At 54.5% G+C, this 20,784-nt stretch carries 20 protein-coding genes; 10 read left to right on the plus strand and 10 right to left on the minus strand.

Annotated elements, in window-relative coordinates; genetic code table 11:
• Positions 1 to 37: 37 nt before the first annotated feature.
• The 5 genes from ACMZ66_RS01105 to ACMZ66_RS01125 all read right to left on the minus strand — a co-directional run bounded on the left by ACMZ66_RS01105 (position 38) and on the right by ACMZ66_RS01125 (position 5,058).
• On the minus strand, positions 38 to 796 hold the full coding sequence (locus ACMZ66_RS01105) for an aspartate/glutamate racemase family protein (protein WP_416933615.1): 759 nt from the start codon (positions 794 to 796) through the stop codon (positions 38 to 40).
• Positions 793 to 1,632: an ABC transporter permease gene (locus ACMZ66_RS01110; protein WP_416933617.1), complete on the minus strand. Its 840-nt coding sequence runs from the start codon at positions 1,630 to 1,632 to the stop codon at positions 793 to 795. The genes ACMZ66_RS01105 and ACMZ66_RS01110 overlap by 4 nt, the downstream gene beginning before the upstream one ends.
• A 2-nt stretch (positions 1,633 to 1,634) precedes the next feature.
• A complete protein-coding gene (locus tag ACMZ66_RS01115) occupies positions 1,635 to 2,492 on the minus strand; it encodes an ABC transporter permease (protein ID WP_416933619.1) in 858 nt (285 codons plus the stop codon).
• Between the two features lie 124 nt (positions 2,493 to 2,616).
• Entirely contained in the window at positions 2,617 to 3,933 is a 1,317-nt protein-coding gene (locus tag ACMZ66_RS01120; RefSeq protein ID WP_416933621.1) for an ABC transporter substrate-binding protein, read from the minus strand.
• A 39-nt stretch (positions 3,934 to 3,972) separates the two neighbouring features.
• Positions 3,973 to 5,058 carry an ABC transporter ATP-binding protein gene (locus ACMZ66_RS01125; RefSeq protein ID WP_416933623.1) on the minus strand — a complete coding sequence of 362 codons (1,086 nt, stop codon included), beginning with the start codon at positions 5,056 to 5,058 and terminating at the stop codon, positions 3,973 to 3,975.
• A 328-nt stretch (positions 5,059 to 5,386) separates the two neighbouring features.
• Here ACMZ66_RS01125 and ACMZ66_RS01130 point away from each other — a divergent pair, with 328 nt between their 5' ends.
• The 5 genes from ACMZ66_RS01130 to ACMZ66_RS01150 all read left to right on the plus strand — a co-directional run bounded on the left by ACMZ66_RS01130 (position 5,387) and on the right by ACMZ66_RS01150 (position 12,554).
• Positions 5,387 to 6,118 carry a GntR family transcriptional regulator gene (locus ACMZ66_RS01130; RefSeq protein ID WP_416933625.1) on the plus strand — a complete coding sequence of 244 codons (732 nt, stop codon included), beginning with the start codon at positions 5,387 to 5,389 and terminating at the stop codon, positions 6,116 to 6,118.
• A 237-nt stretch (positions 6,119 to 6,355) separates the two neighbouring features.
• Entirely contained in the window at positions 6,356 to 6,868 is a 513-nt protein-coding gene (locus ACMZ66_RS01135; RefSeq protein ID WP_416933626.1) for an RNA polymerase sigma factor, read from the plus strand.
• Positions 6,869 to 6,933: 65 nt separating this feature from the next.
• A complete protein-coding gene (locus ACMZ66_RS01140) occupies positions 6,934 to 7,971 on the plus strand; it encodes a FecR family protein (RefSeq protein ID WP_416933628.1) in 1,038 nt (345 codons plus the stop codon).
• A gap of 182 nt (positions 7,972 to 8,153) precedes the next feature.
• The gene (locus ACMZ66_RS01145) at positions 8,154 to 10,616 is read left to right on the plus strand and encodes a TonB-dependent siderophore receptor (protein WP_416933630.1); all 2,463 of its coding nucleotides are present in this window, start codon (positions 8,154 to 8,156) and stop codon (positions 10,614 to 10,616) included.
• A gap of 360 nt (positions 10,617 to 10,976) precedes the next feature.
• Positions 10,977 to 12,554 (plus strand): aldehyde dehydrogenase (NADP(+)), encoded by a 1,578-nt coding sequence (locus ACMZ66_RS01150; RefSeq protein ID WP_416933632.1) that lies wholly within the window; start codon positions 10,977 to 10,979, stop codon positions 12,552 to 12,554.
• Between the two features lie 73 nt (positions 12,555 to 12,627).
• Here ACMZ66_RS01150 and chrA read toward each other — a convergent pair whose 3' ends face one another.
• From chrA to ACMZ66_RS01165, 3 genes are all read right to left on the minus strand, one after another.
• Positions 12,628 to 13,995, minus strand: coding sequence for a chromate efflux transporter (gene chrA / locus ACMZ66_RS01155; RefSeq protein ID WP_416933634.1), 1,368 nt, complete (start codon positions 13,993 to 13,995; stop codon positions 12,628 to 12,630).
• Position 13,996: 1 nt separating this feature from the next.
• Positions 13,997 to 14,815 carry a chromate resistance protein ChrB domain-containing protein gene (locus ACMZ66_RS01160; RefSeq protein WP_416933636.1) on the minus strand — a complete coding sequence of 273 codons (819 nt, stop codon included), beginning with the start codon at positions 14,813 to 14,815 and terminating at the stop codon, positions 13,997 to 13,999.
• Positions 14,816 to 14,970: 155 nt separating this feature from the next.
• Positions 14,971 to 15,420 (minus strand): PaaI family thioesterase, encoded by a 450-nt coding sequence (locus tag ACMZ66_RS01165; protein WP_416933638.1) that lies wholly within the window; start codon positions 15,418 to 15,420, stop codon positions 14,971 to 14,973.
• Between the two features lie 318 nt (positions 15,421 to 15,738).
• Here ACMZ66_RS01165 and ACMZ66_RS01170 point away from each other — a divergent pair, with 318 nt between their 5' ends.
• Both ACMZ66_RS01170 and ACMZ66_RS01175 read left to right on the plus strand, forming a co-directional pair.
• Positions 15,739 to 15,915 (plus strand): hypothetical protein, encoded by a 177-nt coding sequence (locus ACMZ66_RS01170; RefSeq protein ID WP_350044975.1) that lies wholly within the window; start codon positions 15,739 to 15,741, stop codon positions 15,913 to 15,915.
• A gap of 100 nt (positions 15,916 to 16,015) precedes the next feature.
• Positions 16,016 to 16,948, plus strand: coding sequence for a LysR family transcriptional regulator (locus ACMZ66_RS01175; RefSeq protein WP_416933641.1), 933 nt, complete (start codon positions 16,016 to 16,018; stop codon positions 16,946 to 16,948).
• An 18-nt stretch (positions 16,949 to 16,966) separates the two neighbouring features.
• Here ACMZ66_RS01175 and ACMZ66_RS01180 read toward each other — a convergent pair whose 3' ends face one another.
• Entirely contained in the window at positions 16,967 to 17,767 is an 801-nt protein-coding gene (locus tag ACMZ66_RS01180) for a sirohydrochlorin chelatase (protein ID WP_416933643.1), read from the minus strand.
• 108 nt (positions 17,768 to 17,875) lie between these two features.
• Positions 17,876 to 18,787, minus strand: a complete 912-nt coding sequence (locus ACMZ66_RS01185) for a LysR family transcriptional regulator (protein WP_416933645.1) — start codon at positions 18,785 to 18,787, stop codon at positions 17,876 to 17,878.
• 136 nt (positions 18,788 to 18,923) lie between these two features.
• Here ACMZ66_RS01185 and ACMZ66_RS01190 point away from each other — a divergent pair, with 136 nt between their 5' ends.
• The 3 genes from ACMZ66_RS01190 to ACMZ66_RS01200 all read left to right on the plus strand — a co-directional run bounded on the left by ACMZ66_RS01190 (position 18,924) and on the right by ACMZ66_RS01200 (position 20,769).
• A complete protein-coding gene (locus ACMZ66_RS01190; RefSeq protein ID WP_416933647.1) occupies positions 18,924 to 19,625 on the plus strand; it encodes a pirin family protein in 702 nt (233 codons plus the stop codon).
• 39 nt (positions 19,626 to 19,664) lie between these two features.
• Positions 19,665 to 20,138: a DoxX family protein gene (locus ACMZ66_RS01195; RefSeq protein WP_416933649.1), complete on the plus strand. Its 474-nt coding sequence runs from the start codon at positions 19,665 to 19,667 to the stop codon at positions 20,136 to 20,138.
• Positions 20,139 to 20,295: 157 nt separating this feature from the next.
• Positions 20,296 to 20,769 carry a response regulator gene (locus ACMZ66_RS01200; RefSeq protein WP_416933651.1) on the plus strand — a complete coding sequence of 158 codons (474 nt, stop codon included), beginning with the start codon at positions 20,296 to 20,298 and terminating at the stop codon, positions 20,767 to 20,769.
• Positions 20,770 to 20,784 lie beyond the last annotated feature (15 nt).

Here is a 20,784-nt window from a genome sequence, read left to right on the forward strand (position 1 = left end):
AACCAATCCTGATTGGACCGGATGCCTTTGCCCCGCGTCACCCTTGCGGCGCAAAGGCATCAAACATCCCGTGATAGGCCTTCATCGGCGGTTTGGCATAAGCACCAACCTTGCTGGTCCTAAGTCCCAGCATCGCCATGGCCTCGATCATCTTCACAGCCGCACTGACACCGTCAATCACCGGCACGCCAAGCTCTGCCTGCAGACGTTCGGAAATGTCGGTCATGCCCGCACAGCCCAGAACGATGGCCTCAGCATAATCATCGCGCAGGCAAATCTCGGCCTGCTTTTTAAGCGCGTCATAGGCCATCGCCGCATTGGCACCTTCGAAATCAAGGGTTCGAACACCCGCAGCGCGCACCACGCATTGCGAGGATGCACCGTATTTCGACACCAGATGTTCAAGCGGACGGACCGAAACCGCCATGGGGGTCACAATCGCAAAGCGCGACGCCACCGCAGCCGCCATGCGCAATGCAGCCTCACACAGGCCCAGAACCGGGGCACCAGTCAAACAACGCGCGGCATCGACCCCGGTATCGTCAAAGCAAGCGACCACATACCCACCGACCGGATCGGTTTGTTGAACGGGTTCGGCTTCAAGTTCTCGGATGACGGACAGCAACCCGACGCTGGCAAAAGCTTCGTCGTAATAGCCTTCGATGCTGTCGGGGCCAAATGCCGGGTTAAGGGCCAGAACCTGTGTGCTTTGCGCGACGATCTTTTGCGCCTGATCGCCAACCTTTTTAGTAAATCCAGACGACATATTCGGGTTGATAACGGCAATCCGGCTCATGCTTTTTGCCCCTTGCGGCGACGCATGATCGCGACCGATCCAAGGGCGATGGCGATCACAACGAATGAGAATCCGGTGGTCACCGTGCCCAATGCATAAAGGACCGGCGTCGTGACATTGGTCGTCATGCCATAAATCTCAAGCGGCAGAGTATTCAGCGCCCCCGCCGTCATCAGCGTTCGGGCAAATTCATCGTAAGACAGGGTGAATGAGAACATCGCAACCCCGATCAGGCTCGGCCCAACCATCGGCAGCACAACATATTGAATGGTCTGCCAGTTGCTTGCGCCAAGATCACGCGCGGCTTCCTCGTAAGACGGATCAAAACGGTTAAACACGGCAAACATGATCAACAGCCCGAACGGGAATGTCCATGTCAGATGCGCACCAAGGGCGGATGTAAACCATTGCGGCTGCCATTCAACAATATTGAACAGCAAACCAATCCCAAGCGAAATCAGGATCGATGGCACGATCAGGCTGGCAATCGCCAGATAGAAGATCACACTGTCGCCCCGGAACCGGCGGCGGAAGGCAAGACCCGCCATAAACGAGACCACCACCGTCACCACCATGACAATCAGGCCAAGTTTAAGCGATCGCATGAACGATCCGCCAAAATCGCCCACCGCCTGTTGTTCAAACAGATTGCCAAACCAGTGGAACGAAAACCCGTTCATCGGGAAGGTCAAACCACCATTCTCCCCCTGAAATGACAGGATGAAAATCGTCAACATCGGCCCATAGAGGAACAACACAAACAGGAAAAAGAAGGCAGCCAAGAAATAGAAGCTCGTCGGGCGACGTTCGCGGGTTTTACGGGTCATCGCGGTCATGATCAGAGCTCCTTTCGGATATCAACAAGGCGCAAGAGCCCGGTCACGATCAAAAGCACCGTGATCAAAAGAACCACCGCACTGGCCGCAGCCGCCGGATATTGCAAAAGCCCAATCTCGTTGGAAATCTGCAAACCGACAGATGCGCTTTGCCCACCACTCATCAAACGAACCGTGATGAAATCACCCATCACAACCGTGATGACAAAGATCGAACCGATGGCGATGCCCGGTTTGGACAGCGGCACGATGACGGATTTAAGCGTTTCAAACCCGCTGGCCCCGGCATCGCGGGCGGCCTCAATCAGGGATCGATCAATACGCATCATGGAATTGAAAATCGGCACCACCATGAAAAGCGTATAGAGATGCACATCTGCCAGCACGACTGCGAAATCGGAAAACAGAAGGAACTCCAGCGGTTGATCGACGATTCCCAGATTGATCAGTGCCGAATTCAAAAGCCCGTTGCGGCCAAGGAATGGAATCCACGAAATCATCCGGATGATATTCGACGTCCAGAACGGGATCGTGCACAGCATGAAAAGCACGATCTGCCATGTCAGGCTGCGCACATGGAACGCCAGGAAATAGGCCACCGTAAACCCGATCAAAAGGGTAAAGGTCCAGGTCAGCGCCGCATATTTCAATGTATTGAGATAAATCTTCCAGGTCACCGAAGACCCAAGAAGGTAGCTGTAATTTTCTAAAATGAAATCAGGCAGGATCCGGTATTCGTCATAGTCCCAAAAACTGACAACAACGATGGTCAGAAGCGGAATGACAAGAAAGATCGCAAAGATCGCCGCCATGGGCGTGATCAAAAAATAGGACGATCGTTTGGACGTATCAAAAGCCATTATGTGTTCCTAAAAGCTCTGTCCGTAAGGCCTGCCGAATAAACAAATAAAGTCTGGCAACAATTCAATTTTTTGGCATGCCGGGCGCGGCCTAAACCGCGCCCGAACAACGTCTTTCGCCAAATTAAGCAGCGATAAACTCGTTCCACTTGCGGACCATGTGCTTGTTCTCGTCCATGACAGAGTTCCAGCACGCGACCGAGCCCATACGCTCTTCATAGGAACCGCCGTCACGAACTGCGCCGGCCTTCTCCATGACCTTGCCTTCCGGGCTAAGGATGTCGCCCTGTGCGGCTTTGCCTTCCATCCAGAAGCCCCATTCGTCTTCAGACATGAACTTCTTCGCGGTTGCCGGTGCAGCACTGTAGTAACCCTGACGGTTAAGATACGCACCAACCCAGCCAGACAGGTACCAGTCGATATATTCGTAAGCAGCTTCAAGCTCGAGACCCGAAAGATGCTTGGCCAGACCAATACCGCCACCCCATGCACGGTAACCTTCTTTGAGCGGCTGGTATTTACACGCGATGCCTTTGGAACGAACCGCAGCAACCGCTGGCGACCACATGGACTGAATAACAACTTCGCCCGATGCCATCAGGTTGACCGACTTATCGAAGCTCTTCCAGAAGGCGCGGAACTGACCGGCTTTCTTGGCATCGATCATGACCGCGATGGTCTTGTCGATTTCTTCCTGGGTCATGTTGCCCTTATCGCCATAGGTAACTTCGCCCATGGCTTCACACACCATCGCCGCATCCATGATGCCGATCGACGGGATGTTCAGGATCGATGCCTTGCCTTTGAATGCCGGATCAAGAAGATCAGCCCAGCTTTCGATCGGACGTTCGATCAGGTCCGGACGAATGCCAAGGGTATCTGCATTGTAAATGGTCGGGATCAGGGTCATCCACTGGGTCGGAGCAGATGCGAACTCGACACTGTCAGCACCTTCAACGAAGCCAACGGTGTGCGGCGCGGTACCCTGTGCGATTTCGGAATCCGGGGTCAGCTTGCCGGTGATGAACAGCTTGGAAATCGCATCATAGTTCTTAAGCTTGGTGGTATCCATCGGCTGCATGGTGCCGGCCGGGAAGACCTTCTTACAGATCCAGTATTCGATATCGGCAATATCAAAGGAGTTCGGCTGGGTCACGGCACGCTGGGCAACCGCATCGGAATCAAGCGCGGTCATCTGAAGGGTAAAGCCAAGGTCTTCTTTGACCTTGTCGGCAACGGCGTTGATGTTGGAAACACCTGTACCGAACTGGCGCAGCGTCACGTTTTTGATGTTCTGCGCCCAGATGGTCGGGAAGCCGGTAATCACACCCGAACCGATGGCAGCACCGGTAACAGCCGCAGCACCCTTAACGAAACCACGGCGTGAAATGCCGGTTTCCGTCAGAAGGTTTTTCTTCGAAGTTTTGTTTTCGATCGTCATGTGAAGCACTCCTGATAGATTTTTGGTTTGGTTGTTTAGTCACGCCAGAACATGGGCATGTTCGGGCTTCCAATAGGCGATGAACTTGTCCTGTCGCCTTACCGGCGCCTGCCGAAATTCGCTTTCGGTCTTCATCAGGGTTATTTCCTTGCCGTCGCTTGTGGTCGCGACGATTTGTACCCAAAGGCCGAGATACTCGACCGTGGTAATCTCAACGGGGATCTGCCCGTTTTTGGTCTCTTCGGGTGGCGTTTCGTCCAGACCGATCAGGTCGGTACGAATGGTGAATTCAAGCTCCTCACCGGCTTTCCCCTCGCCAAAGCCCGGCAGGAAAAAGCTGTCTGGTCCGCGCGCAAGCAATGTGCCCGCCGGACCGGATTCCGATACAGTGCCTTTGAAAATGTTCTGACCGCCCATGAAGTTGGCGATGAAACGGGATTTCGGCTGGTTGAAGATTTCCTGCGGGGTGCCTTTCTGGCGAATGATCCCGTCTTCCATCACAACCACCATGTCCGAAAGCGCCAATGCCTCATCCTGGGCGTGGGTGACATGGACAAAGGTAATGCCAAGTTCCTGCTGCAGGCGGCGCAATTCATCACGCATGCGTGCACGCAAGAACGGATCAAGGGCCGAAAGCGGCTCATCAAGCAGCAAAACAGAAGGTTCGGTAATCAGCGAACGCGCTAAGGCAATACGCTGCTGCTGACCACCAGAGAGCTGGTCGGGCTTGCGATCTGCAAATTGCTCCATCTGGACCCGGCTCAGCATCTCTTTGGCCCGATCTTGACGATCCGATGGGGAGACACCTTGCATCTTGAGGCCAAAGGCAACGTTCTCCGCACAGGTCATATGCGGGAAAAGTGCGTAATTCTGGAACATCATCGCCGTGCCGCGCTTGACCGGCGGAAGTTCGGTGACATTGCGATCCCCGATCAGAAGATCACCTTCGCTGATCACTTCATGACCGGCAATCATGCGCAGCGTGGTCGACTTGCCGCAGCCCGACGGACCAATCAGACAGCAATAGGCACCTGCCGGAATTTGCAGGTCAATCGACTTGACCGCCTGTGTGCTGCCATAGAACTTACTGACAGCAATTAACTCAATGGCTCCGTTGCCCTTCATCCGCTCACCCGTCGCTGCATGCAAAATTGTTAACAATCCTGTTTGCGATTGCAGGCAAAATGCGTGCCATTTTGTTTTATCGGCGGTTTTGTGCGGGATTCCGTTGGTGCGGCGCGAAAATCATCAGAAGATCAAGGGATCCCCTGCTTGTTTTCTGCCCACATAATGCGCATTTTTTACGCACCACGGTTTCATTGTACGTTTTAAATGCAATTATCAAGAAACAGGGGAAACAGGCGCGCGCGATTTTTTATTGTATAGATCGTCAACAATTTTGTAGAAATATGGGAACAGCTCAAAAAACCAAACGACGGAAAGTAACGTCACGATGGCCAAGGCCGACGAAACCGGCACCTACAAGGGCAGCGGCAAGCTGCGCCCGGAGGAAATGATCTATCAGGAAATGCTCGACGCGATCCTTGATCGCCGTCTCGAACCGGGCATGAAACTGGTTGAAGAAGATCTCGCCAAAACCTTTGGGGTGAGCCGCGCACGCATTCGCGCCACTTTCTTGCAGCTGGCCCATGACAAGCTGATCAATCTTGTCCCCAATCGTGGCGCCTTTGTTTCCGAACCAACCATTGATGAAGCCATCGAAGTCTTTTCCGCGCGCCGCATGATCGAAGACGGCGTTGCGCGCAAGGTCGCGACCACCATGACCGATGCGCGCGCTGCCCAAATCCGCGACCATCTCGAACGCGAACATGATGCCCATCATCGGGGCGATCATCGCGCGGCCATCATTCTGTCTGGTGAATTTCACCTATTGCTGGCGCGCCTGACCGGCAATCTCGTGATCGAGGAATTCCTTGAACGCCTGATCCTGCGCACGTCCCTGATCATAGCCATGTATGAAAGCCCGCAGCCGGTGGATTGCTCCCACACCGAGCATGACGAATTGCTGAACGCGCTCACAAGTGGCGATCCGGATATTGCGGCTGCTGAAATGTCACGCCACCTGGATGCCATCCGCGATCGTCTGCAATTGCAGCGTCCGAAACCTGGCAAGACCGATTTCGCCAGCATCTTTGGCCGCAGACCAACCTCGGAAGCAAGCTAAGCATATAACCGGCTGTCTCAACCGCACCTATTGCCACCCAAAACACCACCGGCTTTTCACGCCAAACGCCCAGCATCTGACAGATCAAAGAACAGCCCGCCTGTACGGGTCGCGCCAAGCGACTGATTCCCCACACTAATCCAGCCAATCAGCACCAAATCCGTATCTGGACCGAATATTGTTGCGATTGATTATCACAATGAATATCATGCGCCATCCGGAACAGAATACGATCTCATGGCCACCAAAGCCGACACCCAGCATTTATTTCGCCTTTACGGGGAGGAAGTCCGACGCTTCCTGGCCCGCAAATTGTCGTGCGCGGATACGGCCGAAGACCTGACGCAGGAAACCTTTGCCAGGCTTTTGCGCATTGACAGCGATGCCGTGATCGAAGATGGCCGCGCCTTTATCTACAAAACCGCCACCAATCTGGCGATTGACCATATCCGGTCCCAACGGCGTCGGCGCACCGACCCGACCGATCATGACACCATGGCCATGATCGCCGATGATCGCCCCAATGCCGAGACCCAGACCGGTGATCGCAGGCGACTTGCCTTGCTCCAACAGGCCATATCGGAACTACCACCCCGCACGCGCGAGATTTTCGTTTTGTGCCGGATTGACGGGCTGAGTTATTCCGACATTGCCCAGAAACTGTCGGTTTCGGAAAGCACGGTGCAAAAGCACCTTGCCACCGCACTTGCCCACGCTGTGGCCAAACTTAAAAAACATCAGACAGAATGAAAAAACGGTACGGTTTTTCGCGCGCCGAACGTCATAAGAAATAGAACGAGATCAGGAAGAAGCATTTGGCTCAGGGCAACAACATTCGCAAAATCAATGACGTGGATCGCACCGCTGCGGCGTGGGTGATCCATGACCATGATCTTGCGATCCTTGATCGCCCGTCAAAATCGGCCACGTCGGATCGCGCGGATGCCAAAACCAGTGCTGACTGGATTGACGCAGACGCCGCACATGCCGATGCCTATGACACTGCACAGCAGGTCTGGGATGAGCTCGCCTTCCTCGATCGCGATGCGTTGATCGCACCGATCCATGCCGCCAATGACGTTGGGGTAAAAAGCAAATCCCAGCCCAATTGGACACGACGCTTCCTTGCAATTGCCGCAGTCCTTCTGATCGCCGTTATTGGTGGCCTGAAGGGTCCCGACATGCTGATGCGCGGCTTGTCCGATCACAGCACCGCACGTGGGGAGCTTAACAGCCTGATGCTGGCCGATGGCAGCACGGTCATGCTTGATTCCGCCTCTGCCATCGATGTCGATTTCACCGATACGGCGCGCGAAGTCACGCTTTTATCTGGGCGGGCAAGCTTTGATGTCGCGCCCGCAGGTGACGGCGTTCCGCCCTTTGTGGTCCGCGTCGGCAACAGCACTACCCGAGCACTTGGTACCAAGTTTGATATCGCGATCCATGAGGATGGCGGCCCCCAATCAGTAACCGTGACCTCCATCGAACATCAGATCAAACTGACCCCGGATCTGGATGATGCAAAAACCAGCTTCATTCTATCGCCCGGCGAGCAGGTTTCATTTGGTGGACCGACGGCAGATATCGCCATTCAGCATGTCAATCTCGCGACCAGCACAAGCTGGCAGCAGGGTTATCTGATCTTTGATCACGCCAAGCTGTCAGATGTCACCAGAACACTTAACCGCTATGCCAAGGGTCCGATCCTGATTGCCAACAACACGCTCGCAGACCGTGAAGTCAGCGGCATGTTCCGCATTGATCGCATTAATCAGGCGGTTGATGTGATTGTGTCGGGGATTGGTGCTTCAAGTTACAGCATCCCGCATCTGGCAACGGTTCTTGTGGATTAGACTGCGTCAAAGCTGCTGAAACTGCAGTGATTCTGTTCGTTCTCTCGCCAATCGCGGATTTTCAAAAAAACTTTCAACTATTTTTACCGGATCGGAAAAGCCGGGCGTCTTCTCCTGTAGGAAAACAATAATGCGACCTACTTGCATTATCAATTACGTGAAGACCAAGGGGAGATGGCTAGATGGCCTCCAAATGGGGAACGCAGGTCGCACGCACGACCGCCCAGCACAATCAGAACAACCAGCACACCAAACATCACCGCATCGCAAAACAGCTTCTGGCCGGAACCGCCATGTCACTTGGCGCGCTGATGCTGTTTGCACCGATCACCGCACAGGCCAACACCGGTGCAGCAAAGACCGAAATCGCCCAGGCCAATGTCAGCTTTGATTTTGATATCGCTGCCCAGAACCTCAATAACGCGCTTCTGGCCTTTGCCCAGCAAACCGGCATTCAGATTTTCTATGACACCGCCCAGGTCGAAAACCTGACGAGCCGAGCCGTCACCGGCACCATGACCGCGGCCGAAGCCTTGGCAAAGCTGCTTGAAGGCAGCGACGTTAAATTCAGCTTCACCGATGATGCATCGGTCACCCTTGTTGCTGGCGGTGATGGAACCCTGATGGACCCGGTCGTTGTCGAGGCACAAGGTGCGTCCAATCCCGGCGATCCAGCCGCCACCGAGGGTACTGGAAGCTTCACCACAACGGTCGCCAGTGTCGGGTCCAAGGGCAATGAAAGCCTGCGCGAATTGCCGCAAACCGCAAGTGTTGTAACGGCTGAGCGGATCGAGCAGCAGAACTTCCAATATCTTGACGACGCAATGCGCTACACCACTGGCGTTCAGGTTGCCCAGAATACTGCTGGTCGTTCATCGCTGTTCTCACGCGGTTACGAAGTGGCTGATGTACAGACCAATGGCGTTTCCGTTCCACTTTCCAGCCGTGATGGCACGCTGCCCAACCTTGCGATGTATGACCGCATCGAAGTTCTGCGTGGCCCGGCAGGTTTGTATGGCGGGTCCGGTGAACCCTCCGCCACCATCAACCTGATCCGAAAACAGGCCAATGATGAATTCAGCGGATCTGGCTCACTGGGTTATGGGTCCTGGAACCATTACAGTGCGCAGGGTGATATCTCCGTCCCGCTGACCGAAGACGGCAGTGTTCGTGCACGTGGCGTTGTCTCCACCGACTATCGCGACAGCTTTGTTGATGTCGAAGAAAACAACAACGAGCTTGGCTATGTGACCCTTGATGCCGATGTGAATGACGATACCTTCGTTTCGCTTGGCTTCTCGCATGAACACAAGGATCAGGTACCCCATAACGGCCTGCCGACAGATTCAAACGGCAACCTTCTGGATGTATCGCGTTCAACCTTTGCCGGTGCGGACTGGAACAGCTTTGAAAACACGATGGATGATGTCTATTTCGATCTGAAACATCAGTTTTCGGCTGACACGCAGGGTGCGGTTTCGCTGCGTTTTTCAAATCGCAATATGAATGCGCTTTATGCCTATACCATCTCGACGGCGGCGGCGACCAACACGGCAAGTTACCGTGCGCTGGGACTTTCGGCTGATGAGCAGGCTGTCGCAGCAGACGCCTATATCAACCACAAATTTGATATGCTCGGTTACGAGCAAAGCTTCACTGTTGGTACGGATATCTCGCACACGGACATGTCATATGTGCAGAAGCTTGCGAACATTGGTACCGCAAGCATTTCAAGCCCATCGCTGAGCATTCCAACATCGTTTACTACCCGAAACGATTATGAACAGGACTCGACCGAGTTCGGCACCTATGCCAAGGCGAAAATTCAGACCTTCGATGATGTCACCTTCTCGTTCGGGGGCCGGACAAGCTGGTACAACTCGGTTCAGGATGGCTTGGTCAACGGTTCGAACACAGTAAACAACACCACCGATGATGCGGTCTTTACGCCGTTTGCCGGTGTGGTCTATGACCTCAGCAACGATTTTTCGACCTATTTCAGCTACACCTCGATCTATGAACCGCAGTCTGAAAACACGACAAGCGGCAACCAGATCGAACCACGTACCGGCGAACAGTTTGAAATCGGCCTGAAAGGTGAGCATTTCGGTGGCCTTTTGAACACCTATATCGCTGCCTATCAGATGGAAGACGAAAACCGCGCTGTGACCGACCCGGATGACAGCACCGCAAGCATCTCTGCGGGCAAGATCCGCACCCGCGGTATTGAGGCCGAAGTCAGCGGCGAGATCCTGGAAAACTGGCAGGGCTTTGTTGGTTACACCTATATCTATAGCACCGATATCGGCAGTGAATCGGACAGCTCATATCGCACCTATGCGCCAAAACACTATGTAACGTCCTGGACCGACTACACCTTTGACGAAGGTGCTGTTGATGGGCTGAGCATCGGTGGCGGTGTGACCTGGTCGGATGGCTGGGTGTTTAACGATGCAGTTGAAGCGCCAAGCTATACCGTTGTTGACGCGCGCGTTGCCTATCAGCTCAATGACAACCTGTCGCTTGCGCTCAATGCCAATAACCTACTTGATGAGAAATACTATACCCGCGTCGCTTCGACCTCGACCTTTAACTATTACGGCGCACCGCGGAACTTCTTCCTGAGCCTGAACGGCACGTTCTAGGGCTTCGATCTTAATAGTCTGATGAATGTGAAAGGCGGGGGCCATGTTCCCGCCTTTTTCGCTTTTGCAACAACCCACTGTTATATAACGCGCATTCAACCAAATCCGATAAATTGTATAAAATATTCGACGCAAAAGAACTGCTCTGCTATGGTCCAGGCATGCGGCTTTGGGGCGTCGTTGCAGTATTATCATATTGTATGATGTTTACATCTGCGGTCCGAAAACCTAAGCTGCGCTCAGATTATCAGACTGCGCCATCGCGCCGGTCCGACAAATTGACATTTCGGTGTTACGGACAGGTGCGACAGAACTGCGCAGATCGATCAGGTACAGGACATAACCCCACAGGAGACCCACATGCTGAGTGGAAAGCATTATATCGCAGGCGAATGGCTTGATGGCCCGGATGTGTTTCAGGCTGACAATCCGTCAACCGGTGAGAAGCTCCCGACCCAGTTCCAGCACGGCACCGAGGAAATCGTTGATCAGGCTGTTCAGGCAGCTCAGGCCTGTGCCGAAGAATTCGCATCCATGCTGCCGGCAAAGCGTGCAGAGTTCCTGCGCGCCATTGCTGATGAGATCGATGCGCGTGGTGATGAAATCACCGAAATCGGCAATCTTGAATCAGCTTTGCCCGCCGCACGCTTGACTGGCGAGCGCGGTCGTACCGTGGGTCAGCTGCGTTTCTTTGCCGATTGGATCGAAGAAGGTTCCTGGCTTGAAGCCCGCATTGAAACCGCACAGCCAGACCGTCAGCCGCTGCCAAAACCCGACATCCGCGTGATGAACAAGGCCTTGGGTCCGGTTGGCGTATTTGGCGCGTCAAACTTCCCGCTGGCATTTTCGACCGCGGGCGGTGATACCGCATCCGCACTGGCCGCCGGTTGCCCGGTTGTCTTCAAGGGCCATGCCGCCCATCCCGGAACGTCCGAAGTCGTTGCCAAGGCGATTGAGGCCGCTGTTGCCAAAACCGGCATGCCAAAGGGCGTGTTCAGCCTCATCCATGGCGGCACGCGCAAGGTTGGTCAGGCACTGGTTGCCCATCCGTTGATCAAGGCGGTTGGCTTTACCGGATCGACCGGTGGTGGCCGTGCGCTGTTTGACATTGCTGTTTCCCGCCCGGAACCAATCCCGTTCTATGGTGAACTGGGTTCGAACAATCCGGTCTTCCTTCTGCCCAAAGCCATGGGCGAAAAGGCCGCAGACATTGCCAAGGGCTGGGTCGGGTCACTGACCATGGGTGTTGGTCAGTTCTGTACCAATCCGGGTCTTCTGATCGCACTTAAGGGTGCCGATCTTGATACCTTTGTCGAAACTGCCGCTGCTGAACTTGGTCAGGTTGGCGGTGCTGCCATGCTGACCGATCGCGTTTCAAGCGCGTATCATGACGTTACTGATACCATGTCCAAACATGGCAAGGTCACCTGTGCGCTGAAACGTCGTGACACGGATGGCAAGTTTGAGGGCAGCCCGGCGATCTTCCGCACCACGGCGGCTGATTGGAAAGCCAACCCGGAACTGGCCGAAGAAATGTTCGGCCCGGCGGGCATCATCGTTGAATGTGATTCGGTTGCGGAAATGGTCGCATTGTCCGCAACCCTGATTGGTCAGTTGACCGCAACCATCCACATGGTTGACGGCGATGCCGATACGGCTGCTGCCCTGCGTCCGGCATTGGAAAAATGCGCGGGTCGTATCCTGATCAATGGCTGGCCGACCGGTGTTGAGGTCTGCCATTCCATGGTGCATGGCGGCCCGTACCCGGCAAGCACAGATTCGCGTTCGACCTCGGTCGGGTCCCTGGCGATCAAGCGTTTCATCCGCCCGGTTTCCTATCAGGCCTTCCCGGATGCGCTGCTTCCCGCCGCGATCAAGGATGCCAATCCGCTCAACATCCCGCGTCTGGTCAATGGCAAGTGGCAGATGCCGGGCTAATCAGCACGCATTTCGCACATACAAAGGGCGCGGCCATCTGGTCGCGCCCTTTTTTGTTCTGGTACCGCGTTACCTAAAACGCCCCAAGCACCCCCATCACAATACCGACCCCAGCACAGAGTCCCAAAACCCGGATGGTGCTGATCCTCATCCAGAACACGGCCAAAACAGCCAGCAGTGTCAAACCCGCCGCAGCAAAGTCCAGAGATGTCAAAACCGGCACGATCAGGTTAAGTCCATAGGACTCAAGCGTGCCAACTTCTGCGAACAACACATGTAACCCAAACCATACGGCAAGGTTCAGGATCACCCCGACCACTGCCGCCGTAATCGCGCCAAGTGCGGCACCAAGCTGATGATTGTCACGTAGTCGTTCGATGAACGGAGCCCCGAGAAATATCCACAAGAAGCATGGCGCAAAAGTCACCCAGGTTGTCAGCACCGCCCCAAGCGTCCCGGCAAGCAATGGTGGCAGCGTGCCCGCGTCACGAAACGCGCCCATGAAGCCGACAAACTGGGTAACCATGATCAACGGACCCGGCGTGGTTTCCGCCATGCCAAGCCCATCAAGCATTTCGCCGGGAGCCAGCCAGCCAAAATTCTGCACAGCTTCCTGTGCGACGTAGGCAAGCACGGCATAAGCCCCACCAAAGGTCACGACCGCCATCATGCTAAAGAACCCGGCAATCTGGCTAAACACATTGGCTGGGCCAAGCACGGCAAACAACGCACCAACCGGCACCAACCAAAGACCGAGCAATATCGCCGACATTTGATAGGCCCAACGCCGATTGATCATCGCATGTTGCGGGGTTTCTTCGCCCAGAAGGGTGTCGGCATCGGCAACGTGGGTCTTACCGATCTTTCCATGCCCACCCCCATCGCGGAAGGCCGCAAGATCAAGCTTTGAGGCCAAATATCCGGTTAGCCCCGCGATCAGAACAATCACGGGAAATGGCACACCAAAGGCAAAGATCGCAATGAAGGCCAGAACCGAAATCCCGATCATCACATTGTTTTTAAGCGCACGTTTGCCAATGCGATAAACCGCCTGCGCCACGATCGCCAGAACCGCTGCCTTCAATCCGAAAAACAGGGATTCGACAATGCCGGTATTGCCCCAGATCGCGTAGATCCAGCTCAGCACCATAATGGCGATCATCCCGGGCAGAACAAACAAGACACCGGCAATTACCCCGCCTGCTGTCCTGTGCATCAGCCATCCGATGTAAACCGCAAGCTGCTGCGCCTCCGGCCCCGGAAGCAACATGCAATAGTTCAGCGCATGCAGAAATCGCTTCTCGCCAAGCCATTTGCGTTCTTCGACCAAAATCTGATGCATCAAAGCAATCTGTCCGGCCGGGCCACCAAAACTGAGCAACCCGATCCGCGCCCACACCCTGATTGCCTCTGTCAGGGTCGGGTATTGTGATGCTGCCATGTCACACCTGCGGCTTGTTGGTCGGCCAGTTATGCAGCTCATTGCTGGCATCACGGGCCCAGCGATAGAATGCGTCATATAGAAGCATGCCGGCATCAAGCTGCTCTAGATCATCGGAATAAATCCGTGACAGACCAAGTGATGCGGCCAACAGCCCGGCGGCCTCGGGCGCAAGATCAAGTCTGGCGGTATCAGCGCCACGCACAAGCAGGGCAAGCTGATCAAGGGCGGGTATCGACAAGCCAAATTCGGCAATCATCACATCAAAGGTACAAAGATCGCCCCGATGACTCCAGAACACGTCTTCGATATCAAAAGGCGCTGCCTGATAGCGTTCGGCGACACCAAGAACTTCGGCCGGTGCGACGTATAAAATCACGGCACGCGGATCAATGAACCGCCGGATCAGCCAAGGGCAGGCAATCCGATCTATCTTTGGCCGGGATCGCGTCACCCAAACTGATCGCCCCTGCTTGTCACGCTGGGGCAGTTTGCCGGGATTGAAAACCGGAAGGCCCGATGAAATCCAGGTCTCAAAGCCACCTTCAAGATATTCGGACGGGCAGCCTTCGGCACGCAGCCACGCTGCCGTGCCCTGACTTCGTTTATGTCCGGCCTGACAGATCACGATTGAGGGTGCACCATTCAGGCGTGATGCCAGATCCGCTAAATCGGCATCATCCATGTGGATGGAACCGGGGATCAGACGCGGATCCGCGTTAAAGTCCTCTTCGGAGCGAACGTCGAGAAGAAGCGGGACACGTGCAGTGCCAATCAGCTTGGAAAGTTTGTCGCAGGAAATTGCATTGGGCGCAGGCATGTGCGTTCCTCCTTTGCAGGGTTCATTGGAACGCGATCTTCAGCTGGCGCCTCGTGGGGAGTTCGCGTTTCCCCATGCCCTTAAGGAAACGCCATGCCGACTGGTTAGTCAAGATCAAAGCATTGCGGAGCAAAGATGCCCTGCACGAACTGAACCTAACTTTCGCGCGGCACACCGGCCGGGTCTTCGCTGCCGCGATGATATTTGAAGGTCCCGGTTGCTGTACCGATCACATCGCCATCGGCGTTATAGGCGGTTGCCTCGGTAAAGACGATCTTGCGGCCGCCGCCCTGCTTGCGCCCGACTACGCGAACGACACCGTCCTTGGCCATGCCGAGGAAATTGGTGGTCAGCGAAAGCGTCAGAGTCTTGCGTAAATTTCCCGGAACCGGGCAGTAGCAGACCGAATAGCCAGATGCCGTATCAATAAGGGTCGCCAAAACCCCGCCATGCAGGATGCCCGCGCGGTTGCGATGGTGGTCCTGAAGTTCAAGTTCGACCACCGCATGGTTTTCCGCCCATTCAACAAGGCGATAGCCCAGATGGCTTTGCAGGCCGCTGCCATTGGCCTGCTCATAGGCGAGATTTTCGTCAATTTCGGTCATGTCGCGACCCTGATTGTGAATGTTTCCAAACCTATAGCAGATTTGCATGCGCAGAAGATAGAAGCCCGCCTTCGAAAAGACCTCAGTGAGTCGCCGCAAATTCACTGTCTGGAAGGGCTCAAAACAGGATCAAGCAGCTCATCACATGCTTCTTGTTGCGCAGCGCAACATCGATTTCGTATTTATTATCAATGTAATAACAGTACCGTTCTCCAATCAAGAACGGGATAGCGGTGAAACGAGAATAGTCGCATCACCGGTCGTTTGGTATCTCTGAAATCACCCCAGACACAGACGATGTCGCAAAGGATTAGAGCCATGACGACGATTGCTTACAAAGACGCAACCAGCATTGAACGTGAAGTCCGTACCGGCTGGTTCACCAGCTTTGTCCGCGCCCTTCAGGTTGCCGTGATCATGAAAGCATCCCAGGCCAAGAACCACGCAGAACTGACTGCGGATTGGAACAAGGCATGGCGTCAGGTTGAAGGTTAAGGCATCTGCCTCCTTCGTTTGAGGTTGGTGCGACGATCTGCACATCTGCCGCACCCTCAAACTTCTTGACGCTTCGGGTTGAACCACCGACAACGGTTCCATGCAAAAGTTTGATATTGTGACCATCCGGCTTTTTGTCGCCATCGTGCGCGCCGGAAGCATCAATGAAGCCGCACGGCGCGAACATATCGCGACTTCGGCTGTTTCACGCCGCATTGGTGAGCTTGAAGCCATGCTGGGTGTCACACTTTTGCGCCGCCTGCCCCGCGGGGTCGAACCGACCGAAGAAGGCGCGATCTTTGCCCGATATGGCGAAAAGCTTCTGGGCGATCTGAACCATCTTTCCAATGAATTGCGCGATTACAACGCCGGTGAAAAAGGCAAAATCTATCTTGCTGCTGTCACCTCGGCGATCCTGACCGGCCTGCCATCTTTCCTGGCCGATTTCGAGCGCGACTTTCCCCACATCACTGTTGATGTCCGCGAACTGACATCGCGCGAAAGTGCCGATGCCGTACGTGAAGGCCGTGCTGATCTGGCGATCCTTGCTGATAACAGCCCGCTTGCCGGTTTATCCCATGATGTATTTTGTGATGATCCGATCTGGGTGGTAACGCCCAAGGGCCATCCATTGATCCCCAATGCCGATAATCCCAAGCCAGTCAAATTCACCGAAGCCGCTAAATACGACATCATTTCGCTGCATGAAGGTGGGGTGATTGACGATCTGATTTCCGAAGCCGCATCCAAGATCAAACTCGACATGCACCCGCATATCAAGGTGGTGCGTTTCGGATCGCTGCGTCAGATGATTGCTGCGGGTCTTGGCATCGGTTTTCTGCGCAAAAGCTCGGTCGCGGGATATCTTGGCCATATGGAAATTGCCGCTACCCCGATTTCTGATGAATGGGCAAAACGCCAATTGCTGATCGCGCATGAAGGGGATGCCAATCTGACCAGTGCGGCCAGATTGTTCCGTGATTACCTGCTGAAGAAAACTTCGGAAACCAGTTTCAAGCCCGTTTTGGGCTAAGCCAATCACAGACCAAAATCACGCCGAGCGCGCCATCCGATCGGCCCAGATATCATCACCCGTCGGGCCAAGCGGCACGGCCTGCCCGCCAAAGCGCGCAACATGACGTTCGGCTTCGGCCAGAACAAGTTCCGGCAAATCCGCCCATTGGCCGATCGGCGCCAGAATTTCAACTTCCTCGCCATCGCGCAGATCAATCATTTCGGGCAAATCTTCGCGGGCATGCATGCCACCACCGGCCAACATCGGAACAACCAGTGCCTTTTTGCGTGATCCGATTTCGCGCCAATCAGAAAGCGAAGGATTGCCTTCGATGTTGCCAATGCAAACTTCGGCTCCGACACAAATACGCCCCAACTGATCGGCAAGACGCACAGTTTCGGGCAAGGCTTCGCTCAATGTTTTCAAGCCATGCGGCACAAGAAACACCGATGTTTCTTCCATAAGCCAGCCGCGCTTGGTCACTGCGTTTTTCACATGGCGCGCAACCATATCGGTAAAGCCCGGAAGATTGATCGCAGGCGGCAAGATCACGGTGTCATTTAATCCGGCACGGTGCAGATCGCGCGGCAATTCTTCAAACACCAGATAACCTTCGCTGAAAAACAGCGGGAAAATGATCAGGCGTTCGGCAGTACCATTCTGTTTCAACGCGGCCAACTGATCGGGCAAAGCAGGCTGGCTGCGCATATAGCCATGCGCCATCGGGCCATCCCAATGCGGCGCAATTGATCTCGCCAGATCACCAGCCGGATCACCGCCATCGCCACTATTGCCGTGCGACACCATCATCAATGTTGGCATTTCAAACTGTGTCATGCCCGCCTCGTCGAGATTGGGATCAGAATTGGGATTGTTAAAATCGTAGTTTGTCTTACGCACAGCGCAAGTGTTTGGATCGGAAAAACCGCATATGAAAAGCGATAATTATTGCACCAAGTCCCAGCGCGGCTGATCCCCAAACCGTTCATGAATGAATTCGACCAACAATCTGATCCGCGATGCCAGCTGACGGCTGGGCGGATAGAGCAGATAAAGGAATATCTCGGCCGGGACATAATCACACAGGACCGTCACCAACCGCCCGGTCTGAAGCTCCGGCCCGGCGATAAAGGTCGGCATTTCAGCAATGCCAAGCCCGGCAATCGCCGCATCGCGCAGGACTTCTGCGTTATTACAACAAAATACCCCATTCACCTGCACCGCAACCGGCCCATCGGGCCCGGTCAATTTCCAGCTCGACCCAGATAAAAGATTGCCATAATGCAGGCACGGCAACCGGGCGAGATCACGGATATCGGTCGGCTCGCCATGTGTTTTGATGAATTCCGGCGAGGCACACATCACCCGGCGGATCGGGATGATTTCATGATCAATCAGCGCCAATGTTTCGGCCGGGCGGCTGATGCGCACCGTCATGTCAAATCCATCGGCGACCGGATCAATGAAATGATCATCAAGCTTCAGATCCACCCGAATATCGGGATAGCGTTTGGCAAAATCGACAAGGGCCGGTCCCAGATGCAATGTGCCAAAGGACATCGGCGCATTGATGCGAATATCGCCCGTCGGTCGATCACGACTTTCGCGAATTGAATCTTCCGCCTCCCCCAAATCGGCAAGGATACCCTTGGCCCGCTGATAAAATGCCTTGCCGCTTGGCGTGACCGATACCTGGCGCGTGGTCCGATTAAGCAACTGAACACCCAGATCATCTTCAAGCGCGACCACCGCGCGGTTCACCTGCGATCTTGATTGTCCAACCGTTCGGGCGGCTGCGGCAAAGCTTCCATCTTCGACCACACGAATGAAACTTTGCAGGCTGGCGAGCTTGTCCATTTTCCGGATCCTTGTTGACCGTAACCACATCATTGTCGTGTCATATGCAACACTATGGGCATTATTACGTTAATTGTCACATTTTTTGAAAAGCGTATTCTACCTCCAACAGCAAGACACCTCATGGAGGGTTAAAATGATTATCAAGGTAGATGCAGACACCCGTGGCCGCGCACAGTTTGGCTGGCTCGATTCCAACCACACTTTCTCGTTTGGTCACTACTATGACCCCAACCGCATGGGCTGGGGCCCGCTTCGGGTGATCAACGAAGACCGCGTTATTCCGGGTGCCGGTTTTGACACCCACGGTCACAAGGATATGGAAATCATTTCCTATGTTCTTGATGGCGCACTCGAACACAAAGACAGCATCGGAAATGGATCGGTTATCCGTCCGGGCCGCCTCCAGCGCATGACCGCTGGCACCGGCATCCGTCATTCGGAATACAACCATTCCAAATCCGATCCGGTCCACTTCCTGCAGATCTGGGTGATCCCCGAAGCTGCCGGTCTGGAACCGGGCTACGAAGAAAAAGACATCGCGCGTTCTGACGCCGGTTCGGGTCTGACCCTGATTGGCAGCCGTGATGGCCGCGAGAATTCCGTCACCATTCATCAGAATATCGATCTTTATGTCGCCCATCTGAGCGACGGCGAAAGTGCCAACCACAAGATCGAAAAAGGCCGCATCGCCTGGGTTCAGGTCGCACGTGGCAGTCTGACTGTGAATGGTGAAACCCTTAAGGCTGGCGATGGCGCAGCAATCAAGGATGAGGACGAACTGGTCTTCTCCAACGCCAATGACGCCGAAGCCCTTGTTTTTGACATGGTCGCCTAAGCAGCAAGGTCTGCGCGCACCATCGATAGGAGAACTATCATGACGACGTTTACTTCAAATACCGAAACCCGTTCGATCGTCCCGGCCTTTGGCAACATCTGGTCGGCCCTGCAACCGCTTTCACCTGTCATCATTCGTGTCACCACCGGTCTTCTGATGGTCCCGCACGGTGCACAGAAACTGTTTGGTGCCTTTGGCGGCTATGGCCTTGAAGGGACTGCTGGCTGGCTTGAAAGCATCGGCTTTGTTCCGGGCTTCCTGTTTGCCCTTGCCATCGGCCTTCTGGAATTCGTTGGCGGTCTGATGCTGACAGTCGGTCTTCTGACCCGCCCGGTTGCTGCTGCGGTTCTGGTCTTTATGGGTGTGGCGGTATCGACCCATCTGCCGGCTGGTTATTTCTGGAACGAAGGTGGTTTTGAAATGCCGCTGATGTGGGGTCTCCTTGCCCTTTCCGTTCTGATCCAGGGTGGTGGCAAATTCTCGATCGACCGGAAAATCGGTTACGAATTCTGATCTCTGATCAAAAGACCCAATGATTTTAACGGGCTACCGCATCGGTGGCCCGTTTTTCATTTGTCTCCCCAAATGGGGATATTGGGAAATGCGCAAACTGACGATGATGGGCATCAGAAAGGCTGGTTTTCATCACTAAACGACTTGGGTTTGAGCCATGAACAGTGCCGCAAAAAGCAACAGCATGAATGACATCGAAATTGCCGATGGTCTGCGCCTGTGCAAAGGCGACAACGCATTTGGCAAGGAAAACGCGAATAAGCGCTTCCTGATCGTTGATGACAGCATCGAAGTCCGTTTTTCCATTCGTCGCTTGCTGCGCAGTGCGGGCGCACGCCATGTTGATGTCGCCGAAAATGGCGAAACCGCATTGCAGATGATGGCTCAGATGGGCCGTAAACAGTCGGCTTATGACGTTGTATTTCTGGATTACATGATGCCGGGCATGTCGGGCATCGAAACCCTTTATGAAATCAAGCGTCGCGAGATCAAAAATGCCGACGGTACGCGCAAGATCATGCTGACCGGCTTTTCCGATCCCAATGTTTGCGAAGAGGCAAAATCGGTTGGTGCGGCTTTTGTCTTGAATAAACCCTGTGACTCGGCAAGTCTTGCAGCAGCAATAGCGTAATTACGCTGGATTTGA

This window comes from Thalassospira sp., assembly GCF_048059015.1.
Classification (GTDB): Bacteria; Pseudomonadota; Alphaproteobacteria; order Rhodospirillales; family Thalassospiraceae; genus Thalassospira.